Origin of the sequence: Enterococcus sp. DIV0756 (assembly GCF_051710745.1) — a bacterium.
GTDB lineage: Bacteria > Bacillota > Bacilli > Lactobacillales > Enterococcaceae > Enterococcus_A.
In genome coordinates, this window is the sequence record NZ_JBIOLF010000002.1 from 777,795 (window position 1) to 794,420 (window position 16,626).

Below are 16,626 nucleotides of genomic sequence, written 5' to 3' on the forward strand. Positions count from 1 at the left end.
TACAGACTGTAAAAGCAGCTTCTGTAATTAAATACATAGGTAAAGGAGAGAGTTGAATGAGAAGGTATTATATTCGCTGTTTGGCAGTACTTTCAATGATTGTTGGAGTGTGTCATTTTGGGGCAGCAGAAGGTTTTGCGGAGGAATCAACGGCAACGGTTACGACAGAATACGCCTTATATGATTCCTTGTCGCCAGCAGAACAAAAAAATTTGATTACTGAGCAGCCAGCAGCAACAATTACGCATGACGAGGAAAACTTCCGCTTAATTTATCAGAAAAAAGCCGCTGAGCCAGTTAATCAAACGAATAAAACTACTGAAGCACCCTTGCAGCAAACCACTCGGCAAATTAATACACATCAGGTCCTGCAAAGTAGCTACAAAACACTGCCGAAAACAGGGGAGCAGAAGCAGAATAACACGATTACCTATTTTGGGATGATTTTCCTAGCTGCGGGCATCCTTCTTTTAATCTGGAAACGTCGTCAAGCAAAAAAAGTGCTATTAGTATCAGCGCTTATTGGCGGAACCAGTTTTACAAGTAGTTCGGCAGCGGCCACGCTTGAATTACCAGCAGCGAAAACAGAGACATTAGCCAAGGGCAGTGCATTTAAACCCGATACTTCCGTTTCAGGCTATGATTATCTCGGCTATATCCACTCGACCAAAGATCACGAGCCCCCAGTGATTCCCGAGAAAAAAGAAGGCAAAGTGTTGGTACATTTTGTGGATGAAGAGGGCAAGACAATCGCCCCAGATGAGACGTTAACAGGAAAGGTTGGCGAACAATATTCGTCCGAGGAAAAAGCAATTGAAGGTTACCGTCTCAAAGAAGTTCAAGGAAATGCTGCAGGTACATTTACTGAACAGCAACAAGAAGTCACCTATGTGTATACGAAGGAACCTGTCAAAGGAGCGGATGTCGTTGTCCATTATGTTGACGAAGAAGGCAACACAATTGCTCCAGATGTGACGTTAGCAGGAAATATTGGCGAACAATATACGTCCGATGAAAAAGCAATCGAAGGCTACCGCTTCAAAGAAGTTCAAGGAAATGCTACAGGTACATTTACTGAACAGCAACAAGAAGTCACTTATGTGTATGAAAAAGAAAAACAGTTAGGACGCGTGACCGTTGACTTCAGCGAAATAACTTCACGTATTGGTGAGAACTTCTATATCTATATAGATGAAGATGGGGGACCTAAATGGACCAGAGTGAAGGCGGAAGGATTCTTCCTTTATGACACGAATTACCGCATTCCAGACAATGGAAAGCTTGAACTTGAAGGAGAAGTGGGCACCAAAGTAGTAGGGCCAAGTGGATTAAATCTGGAAGTCTCTGAATATCACCCATTGGGCATTGCTTATCTTGATTCAGAGGGAGTGGAGCAAGTAGCAGAGATCCCAGGTACGAGTGCTTCCTTCAACGAAGAGGTACCTTTAGCCTATACCGAGGAAAATCAAACGATCGTTTATCATATGTACGTTCCGAACTAGAAAATAGGCTACAGCGGCTTAGTCATTTCGCTGTAGCTTTTTTTATTTTGTAAAAGATTGTCTCCCGCAAGTTTTTAGCAATTAAATATGAGGATGTAGCCATTTTGTGATCTGTTTATCACAGCAACCGTTCTTTAAAGTAGTGTGCGTGTTCTTTAGCTTTTACTTAGGAACAGAGTGATAGTATTATTTCTTATTCTTTTTTTCTATCTTTAAATCATCATAGATAAAAACATTTTTGATAATTCGTAAAATGGGGCGTATAGTCAGAAAGATCGAACCGGCGAGATAGAAATACATGCCAATGCGATCAGGGATCGGGGTTAGGGCGGCGACACTGCCGAGGATATAAAAGAAGCCGGTTAATAGATCGACTGCCAGAGAGAGAATCGTATATCTATTTTGAAAATACACACGAAATCTCTTTCCCTGTATTTCAATATCTTCTTCAATGGCGGCTTCTACTTCATGGGCTTTACGTTCAATTTTGGGCATGAGAGTATTCAGACCTTTCTTTTTTTGTATGAAGGTTCATTCTACTATCGAATAACAGAAAGCCTAAACATGTTGCTTATAAGAACAGATGGATTAGGTATTTTTAAGGAACAGGTAGCGGAATAAATACAAACAGAGCCATAAACGACTTTTATTCGTTTATGGCTCTGTTTGTATTTATTCCGCTATTTCATACTTAATTACACCGTTATGCTCATAACCTTCCAGCTTCACATCAGATAACCGACGTTCAAAGAAGGAACGTTGGTTGCCGTCTTCATCGAATTTATCTGGTAATACAAGCGTTGGTTCGTTGTCTGGGATTGGCTGAGACAATTGTTCCTTTAAGGCATCGATATGGCGATCGTAGACATGGGCGTCATCGATGCACCAGTGCATCGTTCCCAGTTCGAAACCAAGCTGATCAGCAATCAAACGATGCAGTACTGCGTATTGATAGGTGTTAAAAGGTTGGCCTAATGCCATGTCGGCGGAGCGTTGTTTGACATGCAGATCAAGGACGCCATTGTTGACTTTCCAATTGGTAGCCCAGACACAGGGTTCTAACGTCATTTCATCTAAATCATCGACATCCCACAGACTAGTCATAATACGGCGAGAGCCGGGATTGTTTTCTAATTGATGCAGCACGTATTCGACTTGATTGAGTTTTTCTTCATGGTCTGGCAGCTTGCGGCATTTTTTAGCTAATTGATAGCCGTATGCTTTGCCGATAGTATTGTTATCGTCAACCCACTCGTTCCAAACTTTACAGTTGTGGTCTTGTAGCCAAGTCACATCGTTGGATAATTCTTGCCAGATCCATTCCAATTCGATCAAGGGTGTTTTTTGGAAGACACGTTTTGATTTTAAGATTGGAATACCGTCCGCCGGGGTAATTTTAAAGTTTACGCCTTGGATAAAGCGCGTCGGTGCAGGGCTGCCATCAGCATATTTTGCTCGAACTAATGCCGGGTCTTGGTCTGTGCCGTTATCAATAATATCCATGACGATATCGCGATAAATTTTGTCGAAGCCAGTATATTCAGTCACAAGAATTCTCCTCTTTTATGCTTTTGTCTGAGTTTAACACATTTGCGGGATTTCGTGGATTAAAAATTCTTTAGAGAATAAAACTGATGAATTGTGGGTTGATTAAAAAAGAAATCAATCAAAATAGCGAGATTGAATATGATCGATGAAAAGGAACCTTTCAAGTTGGTCAAAATTTTTCAACTCCCCAGATATGATACAATTAATGAGAAGTGTGACTAAGTTGAAGGAGCGGGTAAAAAATGGAGAAGAGGCTGTTTTTCTTTGATATTGATGGAACGTTGACGGATCGGAGTACGGGACAAGTGGTTCCTAGTGCGAAACGGGCGCTGGAGCTTTTGGAAGAGAATGGACATTTTGTTTCGATTGCCACGGGACGTGCGCATTATAAGTGTCGTGGCTTGTTGGAGGAGCTGGGACTGGAAAACATGGTGTGCTCTGGCGGTATGGGTGTAGTGATTAAAAATAAATTGGTGAAGAATACTCCCTTGGATAAAAAGGAAGCGCTGGCAGTGATTCATCAAGCGGAAGAAAAAGGCATTGGTGTGTTGATCGCCACGGATGACTCGGAAAAGGTCTATGCGCAAAATGATCTGTTTAGAGAACAGGTGGGGCCGCGGCAAGAACCGACGGAATATTTCATTGATCCGGCATTTAAGGTGGATGAAGTGGATGCGATCTTCAAGTTCTATTTGGCATTGCCGAAGGAACAGGATCACTTGATTCCAGAACCGACAAATTTTGCGAAGCTGCGCTTTGTGCCTGACTATACGATGTGCCAGCATGACAACAAGAAACAGGGAATTCTTGATGTTCTGGATTATTTTAAGCGTCCTGCACAGGATGTGGTGGTCTTTGGCGATGACGTAAATGATCTGGTGATGTTTGATAAAAGCTGGACGAGTATCGCGATGGGGAATGCGGTTCCTGCGTTGAAGGAGCAGGCGGATTACGTGACGGATCGAAATGTTGACGATGGGATTTACAATGCGTGCCGAAAGTTTGGCTGGATTTAAAAAAGAATGGAGAAGAAAGAGGGAATGGGATGAACAGTGAAGAGTTTTATCAAAAAATCGAGGCGCGTTTTATTGAATGGGGACAGGGACAACCCGATGTTCATGTAGCGTACGTTGCCGGTTCGAGAGCAAGGAGGGATCATGGTGCAGATGAGTATTCTGATCTGGATATTCAGATGTATGTAGATGATCCGCAGCGTTATCTCACTACGAAAGAATAGATTGACCATTTTGGGACAGTGAATACGGCGATTCCATTCAAAAGTGGCGGGGGTCTGGAGTGGCTATCCTTGTTTGAAGGGGGCTATCAAGTTGATTTCGTCATTAGTTCACTAGCTGACTATCAAGCGGAACTCGCGAAAAATGAACCGTTAGACTGGTTTCGTCGTGGGGCGAGAGTGCTACTTGACAAGACGGGGGATGCCCAACGTTTGATCCCTGAAAAATTCGAATGGTCGAGTTATTCTCCCATAACAGCAGAAGGCTTTGAGTATACGGTAAATACTTTTTGGTTCCTTGCAATTTATTTGGCCAAACAAATTGTGCGGAAGGAATTGTGGACAGGTAAGCTGCGGGATGCCGAATGTAAGCAGGTGTTGCTGCAAACGATCGAATGGTATGAGAAGATGGTTCATGGTGAAAACTACGATACTTGGCATGCCGGACGTTTTATCTATGAAAGGGTAGATCAGGATATTTTTGAGCAGTTGAATGATGTCTATGGTCGTTTTGATGCCGCAGATAGTTGGCGTGCAATGCAGAAAACGATCGCCCTATATGAAACGCTCTCGCGCAAATTAGCAGAGCACTATCATTATCCATATCCTGAAGCATTAGCGGCTGAAGTAAAGCAGTGGCTTGCGGCGCATCAAAAACGATTGAATAAATAGGAGAACCCCTTGAGGCATTCGACTCAAGGGGTTTGCTTATTTCATCGGTAATTTAATTTGAAACACTGCACCGCGGGGTTCCCAGTCACGGACGGTCAGCTTGCCTTTATGCTGGGTAATAATTTGTTTGGCAATGGCAAGACCCAAACCGTACCCGCCAGTTTCTTTGGAACGAGAGCGGTCTTCGCGATAGAAGCGTTCGAAGATGTGTTTCTTGTCTTCGTCGCTGATGGACGGACCGTTGTTTTTGACTTCAATCAGCCAATTCTCATTGGAAATCTCCGATTGCAGGATGATTTTTTCGCCGGCTTCCGTATATTTCAAGGCGTTATCTAATAGGATCACCAGCACTTGATGGATACGTTTTTCATCGACTAACATAGGTTGATCAGCGAAGTTTTCTAAAATGAACTGTTTGTTGTTCATTTCCGCAATTTCCTGGAAGGGCTGAGCCAGCTGTTGGATGAATATTTTGGGATCTACGACTTCTTTTTGCAGCAGCAATTGATTGGAGTCGCTACGAGCCAGAGTTAATAGGTCTTCAGTTAGACCATTCATTCGACGCGTCTCATTCAAGGCTTGTGCAATAGTTTCTGATTCCTCTAAAATAGTTTGATCGGGTCTGGTAAAAAGCTGCTGTAAGCTGTTTTGAATAATCGCAAGCGGTGTGCGCAATTCATGAGAAGCATTCTCCACAAATTCCTGCTGCTTGCGCCACGAATTCATGATCGGCTGCATATTCATTTTTGAAATATAAAAGCTAATACCGATAGAAATCAGCCAAAAAATGATCATACAGATGATCAGCGTGGTCTCAAAGGTTTTCATGGAATCTGCGATCTGATCTGTGTTGGCTAAAAATTGAATATAAGCAATGTCCTTCCCTTTATCGGCTTGGATCGTATACGAATGAAAAGCCAGCTTCTGAGTGGAATCAGAGGAGCTTTTTAAATCCAATGATTGAACAGAATCCAGATGCTTCTTATCCAACGTTAGGTCTTCTAATTCGGTAAAACGGCCACCTAGAACGTCCTTATTCAGGATTTGCCCATCCTTAGACCAAAGAATAATCTGAGTATTAAACCGATTATTACCAACTGGACCTTGATCCATTCGCTGATTATCAGGCATGGGGGCTAGAAAGGGATTGCCCTGCTGATAACGATTAATCTCCATTTGAATCAGACGGTCGTTCTCCGCCATCTGTGTCAAGGAAAGATCGGTTTGACGATAGGCTGAGCTTTGTAGCAGCTGCAGCGTAATGAAGCCCAGCAGCAGAAAAATTCCAGCAAAGGCGACTACGTTAATGAAGAAAAATTTTAACCGTTGTTTTCTTGAAAATTCTGTATTCATGGTATCAATCCTTTTGTAAGATGTAGCCAACGTTGCGCAGTGTTTTAAACAGCTGATCGGCTCCGGACGACTTCAGATGTTTGCGTAAATGACTCATGTAAACCTCCACCACCGTTATCGTCGTGTCAGAATCAAAGCCCCAGATTCGATCAAAAATTTGTTCCTTCGTCAGAATGACCCCTTTGTTTTGAATAAAGTAGACTAAAAGATCAAACTCTTTCCCCTGAATCGGCAGTACCTCATCATTGACGGTCACTTCTTTAGTCGAAAGATTGCAGCTGATATTTTTGTAGACTAACTGATTTTCAGCGAATAGTCCCAGCGAGCGTTTCAATAGCGCTTTGACGCGCATGATTAGCTCTTCTCGATAAAAGGGTTTGGTTAAATAGTCATCCGCACCTTTTTGAAAGCCTGTCACTTTATCCTCAAGACTATCTTTGGCAGTTAAGATCAATACAGGTGTCTGGATATTTTTTTCACGCATTTCCGCTAAAACCTCATAACCATTTTTCTCCGGCAGCATCAGATCCAGCAGAATCAAATCATACATCCCGCTTTCCGCCTCGAACAATCCTTCTTCACCATCGTAAGCCTGCGTAATATTTCCTAAATCGGACAAAATTTCTTTTATATTCTCTGAAAGTGTTGCTTCATCTTCCACTATTAATAGGTTAATCATCGATTTTTCTCCCTCTTTATATAGTACTCACTCAGTGTACCATGCTTTCCTAAATCAACCTTAAAACTTTTTATTTCCCGCTTAAGCTTCGGTTAAGCCAGTTTAATTATTCTACAGACAGACAAATGAAGGGGGAACCATTATGAACTATATCAAACGGGCGATTCAAAGCCTTTGGGCCAAAAAGGGGCGCAGCATTATTATGATCGCCGTCTTTTCGGCGATACTAATTTTCGTCTTGGCAGGATTGACGATCCGCAGTGGCGCAGAACTGGCGACGACAAATGCGAAGAAGAGCGTCGGTGCGACCGTGACCTTATCGACGAATCGCGAGGCGATGTTTAAACAATCCGATTCAGAGGATGAAAACAGCCGTCCTGATCCCGGCAGCTTTGAACGAACACCAGTGAATCTGAGTGACGCGAAAAAAATCGCGAAATTAGCCAATGTAAAATCTTATTCCTTTGAAGCAAGTACTTCCGCGGATACAGGCTCGGGGATCACACCGATTTCTACCGATAGTGAGGCGAGCGAGGAAGACTCCTCTGATGAACAAATGGGCGGCTTTGGCGGTCAAGGAGCACCTGGCGGCATGAGTCAAGGCGATTTCCAAATCAAAGGTGTTTCAGAAAGCAGTTCCTATAGCGAATTTTCAGCAGGAACCGCCAGCCTTGTCGAAGGGGAAGCGATCACTTCTGCGGATGAAGAAACCAATAATGTTTTGATTGAACAAAGCTTAGCTGAAGCCAACGATCTAAGTGTCGGTGACAAATTTAAAATTAAAGACAGCGATGACAAGGACGTAGAAGTGACCATTAAAGGCATTTACAAAACCAGCAATTCAGGTGACAGCATGAGCGCACGCTTTAACTTTATGAACCCAGCCAATACGATCTTTTCTTCTTATACCATGGTCAACACGTTGACGGGTTCAGAAGGCAAAACGATTGATTCAGCCGTTTATAACCTAGAAGATCCGAAGGACATGGATAGCTTCGTGAAACAGGCCAATAAATTAATCGATATCGATACCTTTAGCCTAGAAACCAATGATCAAATGTATCAGCAAATGCTTCAACCATTAAACAATGTCTCAAGTTTTGCGAAAAATATCGTGATTCTTGTTGCAGCAGCGGGTGTCATTATTTTAACGCTGATCATTATGCTGTCGATTCGTGAACGGAAATATGAAATTGGTGTTTTACTTTCGTTAGGTGAATCACGGATGAAGGTCATCTCACAATTTTTCGTTGAAATTTTTGTCTGTATGGTTTTTGCGTTAGGAATCGCGGCAGCCAGCGGAAATGTGGTGGGAAATGCTGTCGGTAATCAATTATTGAGCCAGCAAACGACTTCTCAAAATGCTGATGGACAGGAAGCGAATGCAGCTGGAAACAACGGCGGTCCAGGACAAATGCCTGGTGGCGGAAATGGCGGTCCACGCGGTGGAGGACAAATGGGCGGCAATCCATTTACTCAATCCGAAGAAATTCAAGAGTTAAATATCTCAATGCAGCCAACAGAGGTTCTCAGTCTCGCGGGAATTGGGTTAGGGATTAGCTTCTTCTCGATCGTCCTTTCATCAGCCGGAATTCTGCGATTGAATCCGAAGAAAATCTTGATCTCTTAAACGTAGAGGTCCGTTAGGAAAAATGAATAGAACAAATTTTAAGGAGGAATTTTTATGACATTATCAACCAAGGATTTAGGCTATTGGTATGAAAATAATGAGCCTTTATTTGAAAAGGTGAATTTGACCTTTGAAAAAGGCAAGATGTACGCCATTTTAGGTATGAGCGGATCAGGAAAAACAACTTTTTTATCCTTGATCGCTGGCCTGGATACCCCTAAAAGCGGAGAGATTCTCTATAAAGAAACATCGTTAGCCAAAATTGGGCTGCGGGAATACCGGCGCAAGGATGTGTCCATTGTTTTCCAAGCCTACAATCTTCTGCCTTATTTATCCGCAGTGGATAACGTGGTAACGGCGATGGAAATTGCCCAAAGTCAGCAGGCGGATAAAAAGGCCTATGCCTTAGCTAATTTAGAAAAAGTCGGTATCACTCAAGAACTGGCAGAGAAAAAAGTAACAATGCTATCTGGCGGGCAGCAGCAGCGGGTTGCGATCACGCGGGCATTATGCTGCGAGCATGATCTGATTGTCGCTGATGAACCTACAGGAAATCTAGATGAGGCGACATCCGGTGACATCGTCAAGCTTTTTCAAGAAATCGCTCATGAGCAGCAAAAATGCATTATTTTAGTCACCCATGAACAGGAAGTCGCAAAAGCCTGTGATGTCGTGTACGAATTGAAAAATCAAATGTTTCGTCAGGTTTCTTAATCAATGCTTGAAAAGGAGGACGTGAATGAGGGCAACACTAAAGAAAATCAGTTATTTTATTGGTATGACAGTATGTTTAACTGGCTGTGGCGTCAGTGGCTCAGTTTCAAATGAGGTGGACACGGAGGAACAACTATCCGTCTCACTGAATGAGGAGTGGCAGGAGGAACAAACGGAAAAAGAGAAAAAGTATCAGTCTCTTCTAAAAAGTGGTGAGTATACAGAAGACAATATCTATGTTCAGCTTGATCCCTATGATGCTAGTCCGCTTTCAGCATTGCTACTTTTCCAAACAGAGGAAGCTATGAAGGTGGATATCTCGGTGGCCGGCAAGGATGAGGCGACGACCATCAAGAACAGCTTTGACGACTATACAACGAATCACAGTGTTCCGATTTTAGGATTGTACGCAGATACAGAAAACGAAGTGACGGTCACTTTGACGGACGAATCCGGCAACAGCGTGGAGAATAAGGTAACGATAAAAACAGGAACGTTAGCCAAATCCATCGCAGCTATTGATGTCAAAGAAGTCGATACACAAAAAATGGAGCTAGGTGACAGCGAATTAACCTTTGTCGTACCGAGTACAAAACGAGCCTACGCTTTTGATACTAACGGGGATGTTCGCTGGTACTCGACCCGTTACAACAGTCATATTTTTAAAGAACTAGATAATGGTAATTTGTTGTATCTGACCAAAGAATCCAATGACGCGGACACCTATAATGTGCTGCTAGAGACGGACTACTTAGGGAAAATCTATCACCGATATGATTTCTCAAGCTCTAGCGCCGCAAATGATACAGGTAAAAGCGAAGGAGAAATGACCGTCATTCATCATGATGGCATCGAACTGCCAAGCGGGAATTTCTTACTGACGGTCAATGATGGCAGTAACTATATTGAAGACACCATGATCGAACTGAATCGCGAGACTGGCGAGATCGAAAAAACGATTGATCTAAAGGATATTTTACCGGAGGCCTTTTACGAAGACTACAATTCAACGAGTCGTGAGGACGGAAAGGTCGATTGGTTCCATCAAAATTCGGTAGAGTATGACGAATCGGACAATAGCATTATTATTTCGGGGAGGCATCAAGATACGATTATGAAGATTGATTATGACACCTCCGAGATCAAATGGATCATGGGCAACAGTAGCGGCTGGCCTGACAGCTATCAGAAATATTTCTTAGAGGGCGAAGTCAAAGCCAGCGGCGGACAGCACGCGGCGATCGTTCTGCCAGATCAAGACAATAACGACGAGACGACCGATATTTTGTATTATGACAATAACATCTCGGTTACCCGCGGCGATGAGGAGACTTCTGAACAATACTCAGAAGCCCGCCAAGTTCGGATTAACGAAGCAGAAATGACGATCGAAGAAGTATGGACCTTTGGTGAAGAGCTAGGAGAGGATTACTATACCAAGATTATTGGTAGTGCGCGCTACTTAAGCAACACAGGCAATCGCCTCGTTAACTTTGCCTATCGTGATGAAGGCCAAACCAGCTCGATCATGGAAGTTACGGAAGATGGTGAAACTGTCTTGAATGTCGATCTTACTAATTTTCCAACTAGTGCATGGGCTTATCGTGCAGAACGGTTTTCACTGTATAATGAGAGTTGGTCATATCGGATGAATGAATAAAGTAGAGGAGCTGAGTCAAAAGTCTTTTAGACTTTTTGACTCAGCTCCTTTTTTGCATTAATTAATAACAAATTTCTTTCGATAGGTCGAAGGTGCAATTCCTAACTTGGAGTGAAAGAATTTAGAAAAGTAGGATGAAGAAGCAAAGCCAGTCTCATACGCGATCTCGGTGATGGATAGAGAACTTTTCCGCAGCAGTGAACAGGCCTTTTGCAGTTTTAGTTCCTGAATATATTCACTAGGACCGATACCTTTATGGATCTGAAATAGCTTGTATAGATAGGTTCGATCAATGCTGTTCGCTTCCGAAATTTGATAGACGCTGAGATTTTCTGAGATATTGTCATCAATGTAATTCAGAATTTTTTTAAACAGGTGTTCACTTTGCGGTGTGTCATCTGTTTTTTTGTTTATTCTATCGATGGTGTCGAATAGAATGAAGGAAGAGGCCATCGTGCGAAAATGTTCATTTTTTTTGAACGCTTCGTAGATATCTTGAAACAGATCATCCATTCGATGATCAAAGGAATGGCTGATAACACAATTCGATTTGCCTAAGTTTAAATTTGAAAAATAGTGATCCATTAACGTACCTGAAAATCCTACCCAGCGATACTGCCAAGGGTTCTCGCGATTGGGATAATACACATTTTTACAATTGGATGGAATGATAAAAAAGTCTCCGGCTGTAATTTTTCTTTCAGGAAAAAACGGTGTGGAAAAAAAGCCTTCTCCGGCCACACAATAATGAATCACCCAATAATCAATTGGAGCGTACTCCATCGGCTTGGTTGAGCGACATTGTTCATATCCAACTTCGCAAATATGAAACTCGGAGCTCAACATTTCATTGTTTATTAAAATACTGACATCGCTTGGTAATGAGCTGTACATTTGAACTCCCCCCTTTTTTTTAAACAGCAAAATGTCAACATTATTACAAGTTTTTGGAAACATTTCTTATTTTTTATATCATGAAAGCGCTATAAAATCAATGTGTAATTAATTATTGAAAGGATGTTTGAGATGGAAAACTCTAATTCAAGACAGCGCTTGGGGTCAGTCGCGTTGATGCTTATGACCTTTTCAGCAGTATTCGCGTTTCCTAGCATTGTCAACAACAGCATTCAAATTGGATTGGCGACGATTCCCGGTTATTTGTTCGGTAGTATTTTCTACTTTTTGCCGTTCATTTTAATGATTGCGGAATTCGCATCTGCTAATTCAGGAAAGGAATCGGGGGTTCATAGCTGGCTGCAATCGGTTTTGGGAGATAAGTGGGCTTTTTTAGGAGCTTGGTCGTACTTTTTTGTTAATTTATTTTACTTCTGTTCCTTGTTGCCAAACACATTGATCTATGGCTCTTATGCTTTTGGTGGTAGGAATGTCTTTCAAGGCGGAAAGAGTACGATAATTATTGCGATTATTTCAATTTTACTTTTCTGGCTGATGACCTGGGTTTGTATTAAAGGGGTCTCTTGGATTTCAAAGGTTACCAGCTTTGCCGGAAGCGCGCGGTTGTTTATGGGAGTCGCTTTTGTTGTGTTAGCTTTTATCGTTGTATTTGGTTTTGGTAAAGAGCCGGCGCAGGATTTTACAATGCAATCAATTACTCCTAGCTTCAACTGGACTTTTTTCATGACGATGGCGTGGATTTTACAGGCAGTTGGTGGCGGTGAAAGTATCGGTGTTTACATTAAAGATGTAAAAGGTGGAAACAGTACATTTGTTAGAACGATGATTGGAGCGACGATCATCGTTGGGATTATGTATGTTTTAGGTGCTGTAGCAGTTGGTTTTGTCGTCCCGACAGAAGTGTTGAAGGGGAACTTCTCTAACGGAATTTTTGATATCTTCAAAATTTTAGGCGCTTATTTCCATATTCCAAGTGGAGTCATGGTTCGATTGGTCGGATTGATTTTGTTTATCGGTAGTCTAGGCTCGTTGGCGTTATGGACAGCGGCTCCTGTAAAGGTCTTTTTCTCGGAAATTCCAGAGGGGGTATTTGGGAAATGGCTGGTGAAAACAAATGAAGAAGGAAATCCAACCAATGCGTTGATTGTTCAAGGTGTGATCGTAACGATGCTGCTGATCATTCCCGCATTAGGGATTGGGAATATGGATAGCTTCCTGTCGACATTAATTAATATGACAGCGTCTACATCCTTGCTGCCGGTGCTCTTTCTATTGATTGCCTATATTGGACTGCGTTTGAAGAAGGACTCAATGCCTCGTAGCTTTAAGTTTGGCAGTCGTCAATTTGGGATTTTTGCGGGGATAGCTTTATTAGTGCTTTTTATCTTCGTCTTCTTTATGTCAACAGTTCCTGATCCGCAGCTGATCATGGCTGAGATAAATGGGACATTGCCAGCGGGTGAGGCAAGCCCAATCGGCATGTTGATCTACAATATCGCAGGCTTAGTGATATTTATGGGCTTTGCTTGGATTTGCTGGAATCGATATGAAAGAAAAACAAAATTAATGAGTAACAAAGAGACAAATGCAGAGGTGACAGGTAAATGAAAATTTGGGAAAACTATCAATTAGATCATATCAATCGTTTAGAGCCACGAGCGCATTTCTCGACATTTCCAACAAGAGAAAAAGCGCTGTTAAATCAAAATAAGTATACACATGCTTTCAAAAACTTGAATGGGATTTGGAAATTTTTATTGGTAGATGCGCCAGAATATAGTCCAAGCAAGTTTTATGAACCGGATTTTGATACAGCAGAAATGGCTGACATCAAGGTTCCTGGAAATTGGCAGGTTCAAGGCTATGGCAAGATGCACTATTCCGATTTGTGGTATAACTTTCCGATAAATCCGCCTTATGTTCCAACAGAAAATCCAACTGGAATTTACAAGCGCCAATTTATGATCGATGAAAGCTTCAAAGACAAACAGATCATTCTCCGTTTTTGTGGTGTCGATTCCGCTTTTCATGTTTGGGTCAACGGAGAGGAAGTCGGCTACAGCAAAGGCGCTAGAAATGAAGCCGAGTTTGACATAACCAAGTTTATTCATCAAGATGCGGAAAATGATTTAACGGTAAGAGTGTATCAATGGTCTGATGGCACCTACTTAGAGGATCAGGATATGTGGTGGTTAAGCGGTATTTTTCGCGATGTAGAACTGTTGGGCGTTCCAACTGCGGGAATCAATGATTTTAAAGTAGTTGCCGACTTGGATGAGGATTATCAAACAGGGCTATTGGATCTGTCCTTCAAATTCCGCGAAGCGATCGGTCAGCGCATCGAAGTAGAGCTGATGGATTCCCGCGGTCAACAAGTATTCAGTCAAAAGATCGTTGACGAAGGCGGAAATCTTCATGTAGAAATTCCTAATGTCGCACATTGGACGGCAGAAACACCCGTGCTTTATCAGTTATTGATCTCTGTTTACGAAGGGGATCATTTAATTGAAGTTATTCCTCAAAAGGTAGGCTTTAGAAATATTCGCTTGTCTGGCGAGGTCTTCCTTGTCAACGGCGTAGCCATCAAATTTAAGGGGGTCAATCGTCATGATTACAACCCTAGAAATGGGCGAGTTGTATCAAAAGAGGAAATCGAAAAAGACATCCTTTTAATGAAACAATTTAACATCAATGCCATTCGAACCAGCCATTATCCAGCTTCTTCTTATCTATATGATCTGTGTGATGAGTACGGAATGTATGTGATCGATGAGACCGATTTGGAGTGTCACGGTTTTGAGTTAACTGGAAAATACGATTGGATCAGTGACGATTCGAAATGGGAAATGGCCTACGTTTCTAGAATGGTCCGAATGATCGAACGAGATAAGAATCATCCATCAATTATTTTCTGGTCGCTTGGGAACGAATCAGCTTTTGGTACGAATTTTGTCAAAATGACGGAAATAGCGAAAAAAATGGACCCTACACGTTTGGTTCATTATGAGGGAGATTTTGAGGTAGAAGCTGCTGATATTTACTCAACCATGTACAGTTGGTTAGAGCATCCAACGAAGCAGCCATTGATGGAAACGATCATCAAAGAATCGAAAAAGCCCCACATTTTGTGTGAATATGGACACGCGATGGGAAATGGACCAGGAAATTTAAAGGAGTATCAAGACCTGTTTTATGGGCATGATAAGCTGCAGGGGGGATTCATTTGGGAATGGTTTGATCATGGTATCGAGTCCTATACAGAGAATGGTGAGAAATATTATCGCTACGGCGGCGACTTCGGGGATGATCCTTCTAATAAAGATTTTTGTATTGATGGCATGTTGATGCCGGACCGTACACCGTCGCCAAGCCTGTATGAATACAAGAAGGTAATTGAGCCGATTCAAACGACGGCGATTGATCTAAACAGTGGAGAAATCGAACTTTTAAGTCGCTTTGATTTTCAAGATCTACAAATTTTTGATTTGTATTATACGATTCTTGAGGATCAAACGCTGATTGAAGACGGCACAATATCACTGCCTTCAATTCCGGCAAGAAAAAGTCTTCAATTGACCTTACCATATGACTTGAATTTTTCAGTGAAGCCTGGAGCAAGCTATTTCTTGAACATTTCCTATCGTTTAAAAGCAACAACGAACTTTGCTCCAAAAGGCTACGAATTGGCGTCGGCCAATTTTGAACTTCCAATCAAAGCGGAAGGGATAGCAGTCGTACCAAGTGGTAGCCTACAGGTTGAAAAATTTGAAACGACGTTGACGATCACAGGGGCAAACTTCTCAGTAATGTTTGATACAGTTAGAGGAACGCTCTTGAAATTGGTGCGAAATGGTCAGCCAATTCTTGAACGCGGACCAAAATTTACTTTGTGGCGTGCACCAATTAGTAACGATATGGAAATCATTGATGAGATGAAGAAGCAATACTTCCTGCATTTGGAACATGAAATCGTGAATTCCTTTGACTGGCAGGAGGATGAGCAGGCCGTTCAAATTACGGTGAAGACGATCAATTCAACGACAAACAGTGCGTGGCATTACAAGTGTATCTATCACTATACGATTTATGGAAACGGGGAGATTCTATTCAACTTAGAAGGGACGCCTAGCGGGAAAATGGATACCGCCCCAAATATGTTGCCGCGCTTAGGCATTTCCATGCATGTAAATAAAGATCTTCATCAAGTGAAGTATTTAGGTCGCGGGCCAAGAGAAAACTATGCAGATTCAAAAGAAGCTGGTTATCTTGGTGTCTATGATTCTACCGTTGAGGACATGTTTACGAATTATGTTGTTCCTCAGGCAAACGGGAATCGAATGGATACAAGATGGGTGGCATTAACGGATGACCGCGGACAAGGATTGTTTGCTGCAGATACAGAGGGATTCAACTTCAGCACCTCTTATTATGAGGAGGAGGATCTAGATAACGCGAAGCATACCTGTGACCTTAAGCAACGTGACTATGTGGTGGTGAATATCGATTATAAACAGAATGCGCTAGGCAGTTATTCCTGCGGACAATGGCAACTAGAAAAATATCGGGCGACCTTTGAAAAATTCGCTCTGTCCTTCCGATTAACTGGATTTAATACGAAGGAGATAGATGCAGTAGCATTGTCTCATGAAGTCCTCAAAACATCCTTTTAAAAAGTAAACTAGTACTCTCTTCAATTCAGAAAATGGTTAATTGCCATTG

The 16,626-nt window shown here is 42.2% G+C and carries 12 protein-coding genes and 1 pseudogene; 8 read left to right on the plus strand and 5 right to left on the minus strand.

The window, feature by feature from the left end:
* Positions 1-56: 56 nt before the first annotated feature.
* Complete coding sequence (locus tag IGI44_RS20180; RefSeq protein WP_438789716.1) at positions 57-1,502, plus strand: MucBP domain-containing protein; 1,446 nt, start codon at positions 57-59, stop codon at positions 1,500-1,502.
* A gap of 186 nt (positions 1,503-1,688) precedes the next feature.
* On the opposite strand, the gene IGI44_RS20185 is transcribed toward IGI44_RS20180, so the two are convergent.
* Positions 1,689-1,997 (minus strand): YrhK family protein, encoded by a 309-nt coding sequence (locus IGI44_RS20185; RefSeq protein WP_438789717.1) that lies wholly within the window; start codon positions 1,995-1,997, stop codon positions 1,689-1,691.
* 177 nt (positions 1,998-2,174) lie between these two features.
* The gene (thyA, locus tag IGI44_RS20190) at positions 2,175-3,050 is read right to left on the minus strand and encodes a thymidylate synthase (RefSeq protein ID WP_438789718.1); all 876 of its coding nucleotides are present in this window, start codon (positions 3,048-3,050) and stop codon (positions 2,175-2,177) included.
* A 242-nt stretch (positions 3,051-3,292) separates the two neighbouring features.
* Here thyA and IGI44_RS20195 point away from each other — a divergent pair, with 242 nt between their 5' ends.
* Both IGI44_RS20195 and IGI44_RS20200 read left to right on the plus strand, forming a co-directional pair.
* The gene (locus tag IGI44_RS20195; protein WP_438789719.1) at positions 3,293-4,066 is read left to right on the plus strand and encodes an HAD hydrolase family protein; all 774 of its coding nucleotides are present in this window, start codon (positions 3,293-3,295) and stop codon (positions 4,064-4,066) included.
* A 29-nt stretch (positions 4,067-4,095) separates the two neighbouring features.
* Positions 4,096-4,956, plus strand: a pseudogene (locus tag IGI44_RS20200) (aminoglycoside 6-adenylyltransferase).
* 36 nt (positions 4,957-4,992) lie between these two features.
* On the opposite strand, the gene IGI44_RS20205 reads toward IGI44_RS20200, so the two are convergent.
* Both IGI44_RS20205 and IGI44_RS20210 read right to left on the minus strand, forming a co-directional pair.
* Entirely contained in the window at positions 4,993-6,309 is a 1,317-nt protein-coding gene (locus IGI44_RS20205; protein ID WP_438789720.1) for a sensor histidine kinase, read from the minus strand.
* Between the two features lie 4 nt (positions 6,310-6,313).
* On the minus strand, positions 6,314-6,988 hold the full coding sequence (locus tag IGI44_RS20210; protein WP_438789721.1) for a response regulator transcription factor: 675 nt from the start codon (positions 6,986-6,988) through the stop codon (positions 6,314-6,316).
* 142 nt (positions 6,989-7,130) lie between these two features.
* On the opposite strand from IGI44_RS20210, the gene IGI44_RS20215 reads away from it, so the two are divergent.
* From IGI44_RS20215 to IGI44_RS20225, 3 genes are read left to right on the plus strand one after another with little or no spacing between them, the layout of a single operon-like run.
* Positions 7,131-8,618: an ABC transporter permease gene (locus IGI44_RS20215; protein WP_438789722.1), complete on the plus strand. Its 1,488-nt coding sequence runs from the start codon at positions 7,131-7,133 to the stop codon at positions 8,616-8,618.
* Between the two features lie 54 nt (positions 8,619-8,672).
* A complete protein-coding gene (locus tag IGI44_RS20220; protein ID WP_438789723.1) occupies positions 8,673-9,332 on the plus strand; it encodes an ABC transporter ATP-binding protein in 660 nt (219 codons plus the stop codon).
* Positions 9,333-9,357: 25 nt separating this feature from the next.
* Positions 9,358-10,992, plus strand: coding sequence for an aryl-sulfate sulfotransferase (locus IGI44_RS20225; RefSeq protein WP_438789724.1), 1,635 nt, complete (start codon positions 9,358-9,360; stop codon positions 10,990-10,992).
* A gap of 57 nt (positions 10,993-11,049) precedes the next feature.
* Here the strand turns inward: IGI44_RS20225 and IGI44_RS20230 are convergent, their stop codons facing one another.
* Positions 11,050-11,886: an AraC family transcriptional regulator gene (locus IGI44_RS20230; RefSeq protein WP_438789725.1), complete on the minus strand. Its 837-nt coding sequence runs from the start codon at positions 11,884-11,886 to the stop codon at positions 11,050-11,052.
* A 132-nt stretch (positions 11,887-12,018) separates the two neighbouring features.
* Here IGI44_RS20230 and IGI44_RS20235 point away from each other — a divergent pair, with 132 nt between their 5' ends.
* Both IGI44_RS20235 and ebgA read left to right on the plus strand, forming a co-directional pair.
* The gene (locus IGI44_RS20235; protein WP_438789726.1) at positions 12,019-13,515 is read left to right on the plus strand and encodes an amino acid permease; all 1,497 of its coding nucleotides are present in this window, start codon (positions 12,019-12,021) and stop codon (positions 13,513-13,515) included.
* Positions 13,512-16,577, plus strand: coding sequence for a beta-galactosidase subunit alpha (ebgA, locus tag IGI44_RS20240; RefSeq protein ID WP_438789727.1), 3,066 nt, complete (start codon positions 13,512-13,514; stop codon positions 16,575-16,577). The genes IGI44_RS20235 and ebgA overlap by 4 nt, the downstream gene beginning before the upstream one ends.
* The last annotated feature ends 49 nt before the right edge of the window (positions 16,578-16,626 follow it).

Excerpts from the sequence above, each read along its gene's own strand:
- IGI44_RS20180 (WP_438789716.1), top strand. The coding sequence starts at position 57 with ATGAGAAGGTATTATATTCGCTGTTTGGCAGTACTTTCAATGATTGTT.
- IGI44_RS20185 (WP_438789717.1), bottom strand. The coding sequence starts at position 1,997 with ATGCCCAAAATTGAACGTAAAGCCCATGAAGTAGAAGCCGCCATTGAA.
- IGI44_RS20195 (WP_438789719.1), top strand. The coding sequence starts at position 3,293 with ATGGAGAAGAGGCTGTTTTTCTTTGATATTGATGGAACGTTGACGGAT.
- IGI44_RS20205 (WP_438789720.1), bottom strand. The coding sequence starts at position 6,309 with ATGAATACAGAATTTTCAAGAAAACAACGGTTAAAATTTTTCTTCATT.
- IGI44_RS20210 (WP_438789721.1), bottom strand. The coding sequence starts at position 6,988 with ATGATTAACCTATTAATAGTGGAAGATGAAGCAACACTTTCAGAGAAT.
- IGI44_RS20215 (WP_438789722.1), top strand. The coding sequence starts at position 7,131 with ATGAACTATATCAAACGGGCGATTCAAAGCCTTTGGGCCAAAAAGGGG.
- IGI44_RS20220 (WP_438789723.1), top strand. The coding sequence starts at position 8,673 with ATGACATTATCAACCAAGGATTTAGGCTATTGGTATGAAAATAATGAG.
- IGI44_RS20225 (WP_438789724.1), top strand. The coding sequence starts at position 9,358 with ATGAGGGCAACACTAAAGAAAATCAGTTATTTTATTGGTATGACAGTA.
- IGI44_RS20230 (WP_438789725.1), bottom strand. The coding sequence starts at position 11,886 with ATGTACAGCTCATTACCAAGCGATGTCAGTATTTTAATAAACAATGAA.
- IGI44_RS20235 (WP_438789726.1), top strand. The coding sequence starts at position 12,019 with ATGGAAAACTCTAATTCAAGACAGCGCTTGGGGTCAGTCGCGTTGATG.
- ebgA (WP_438789727.1), top strand. The coding sequence starts at position 13,512 with ATGAAAATTTGGGAAAACTATCAATTAGATCATATCAATCGTTTAGAG.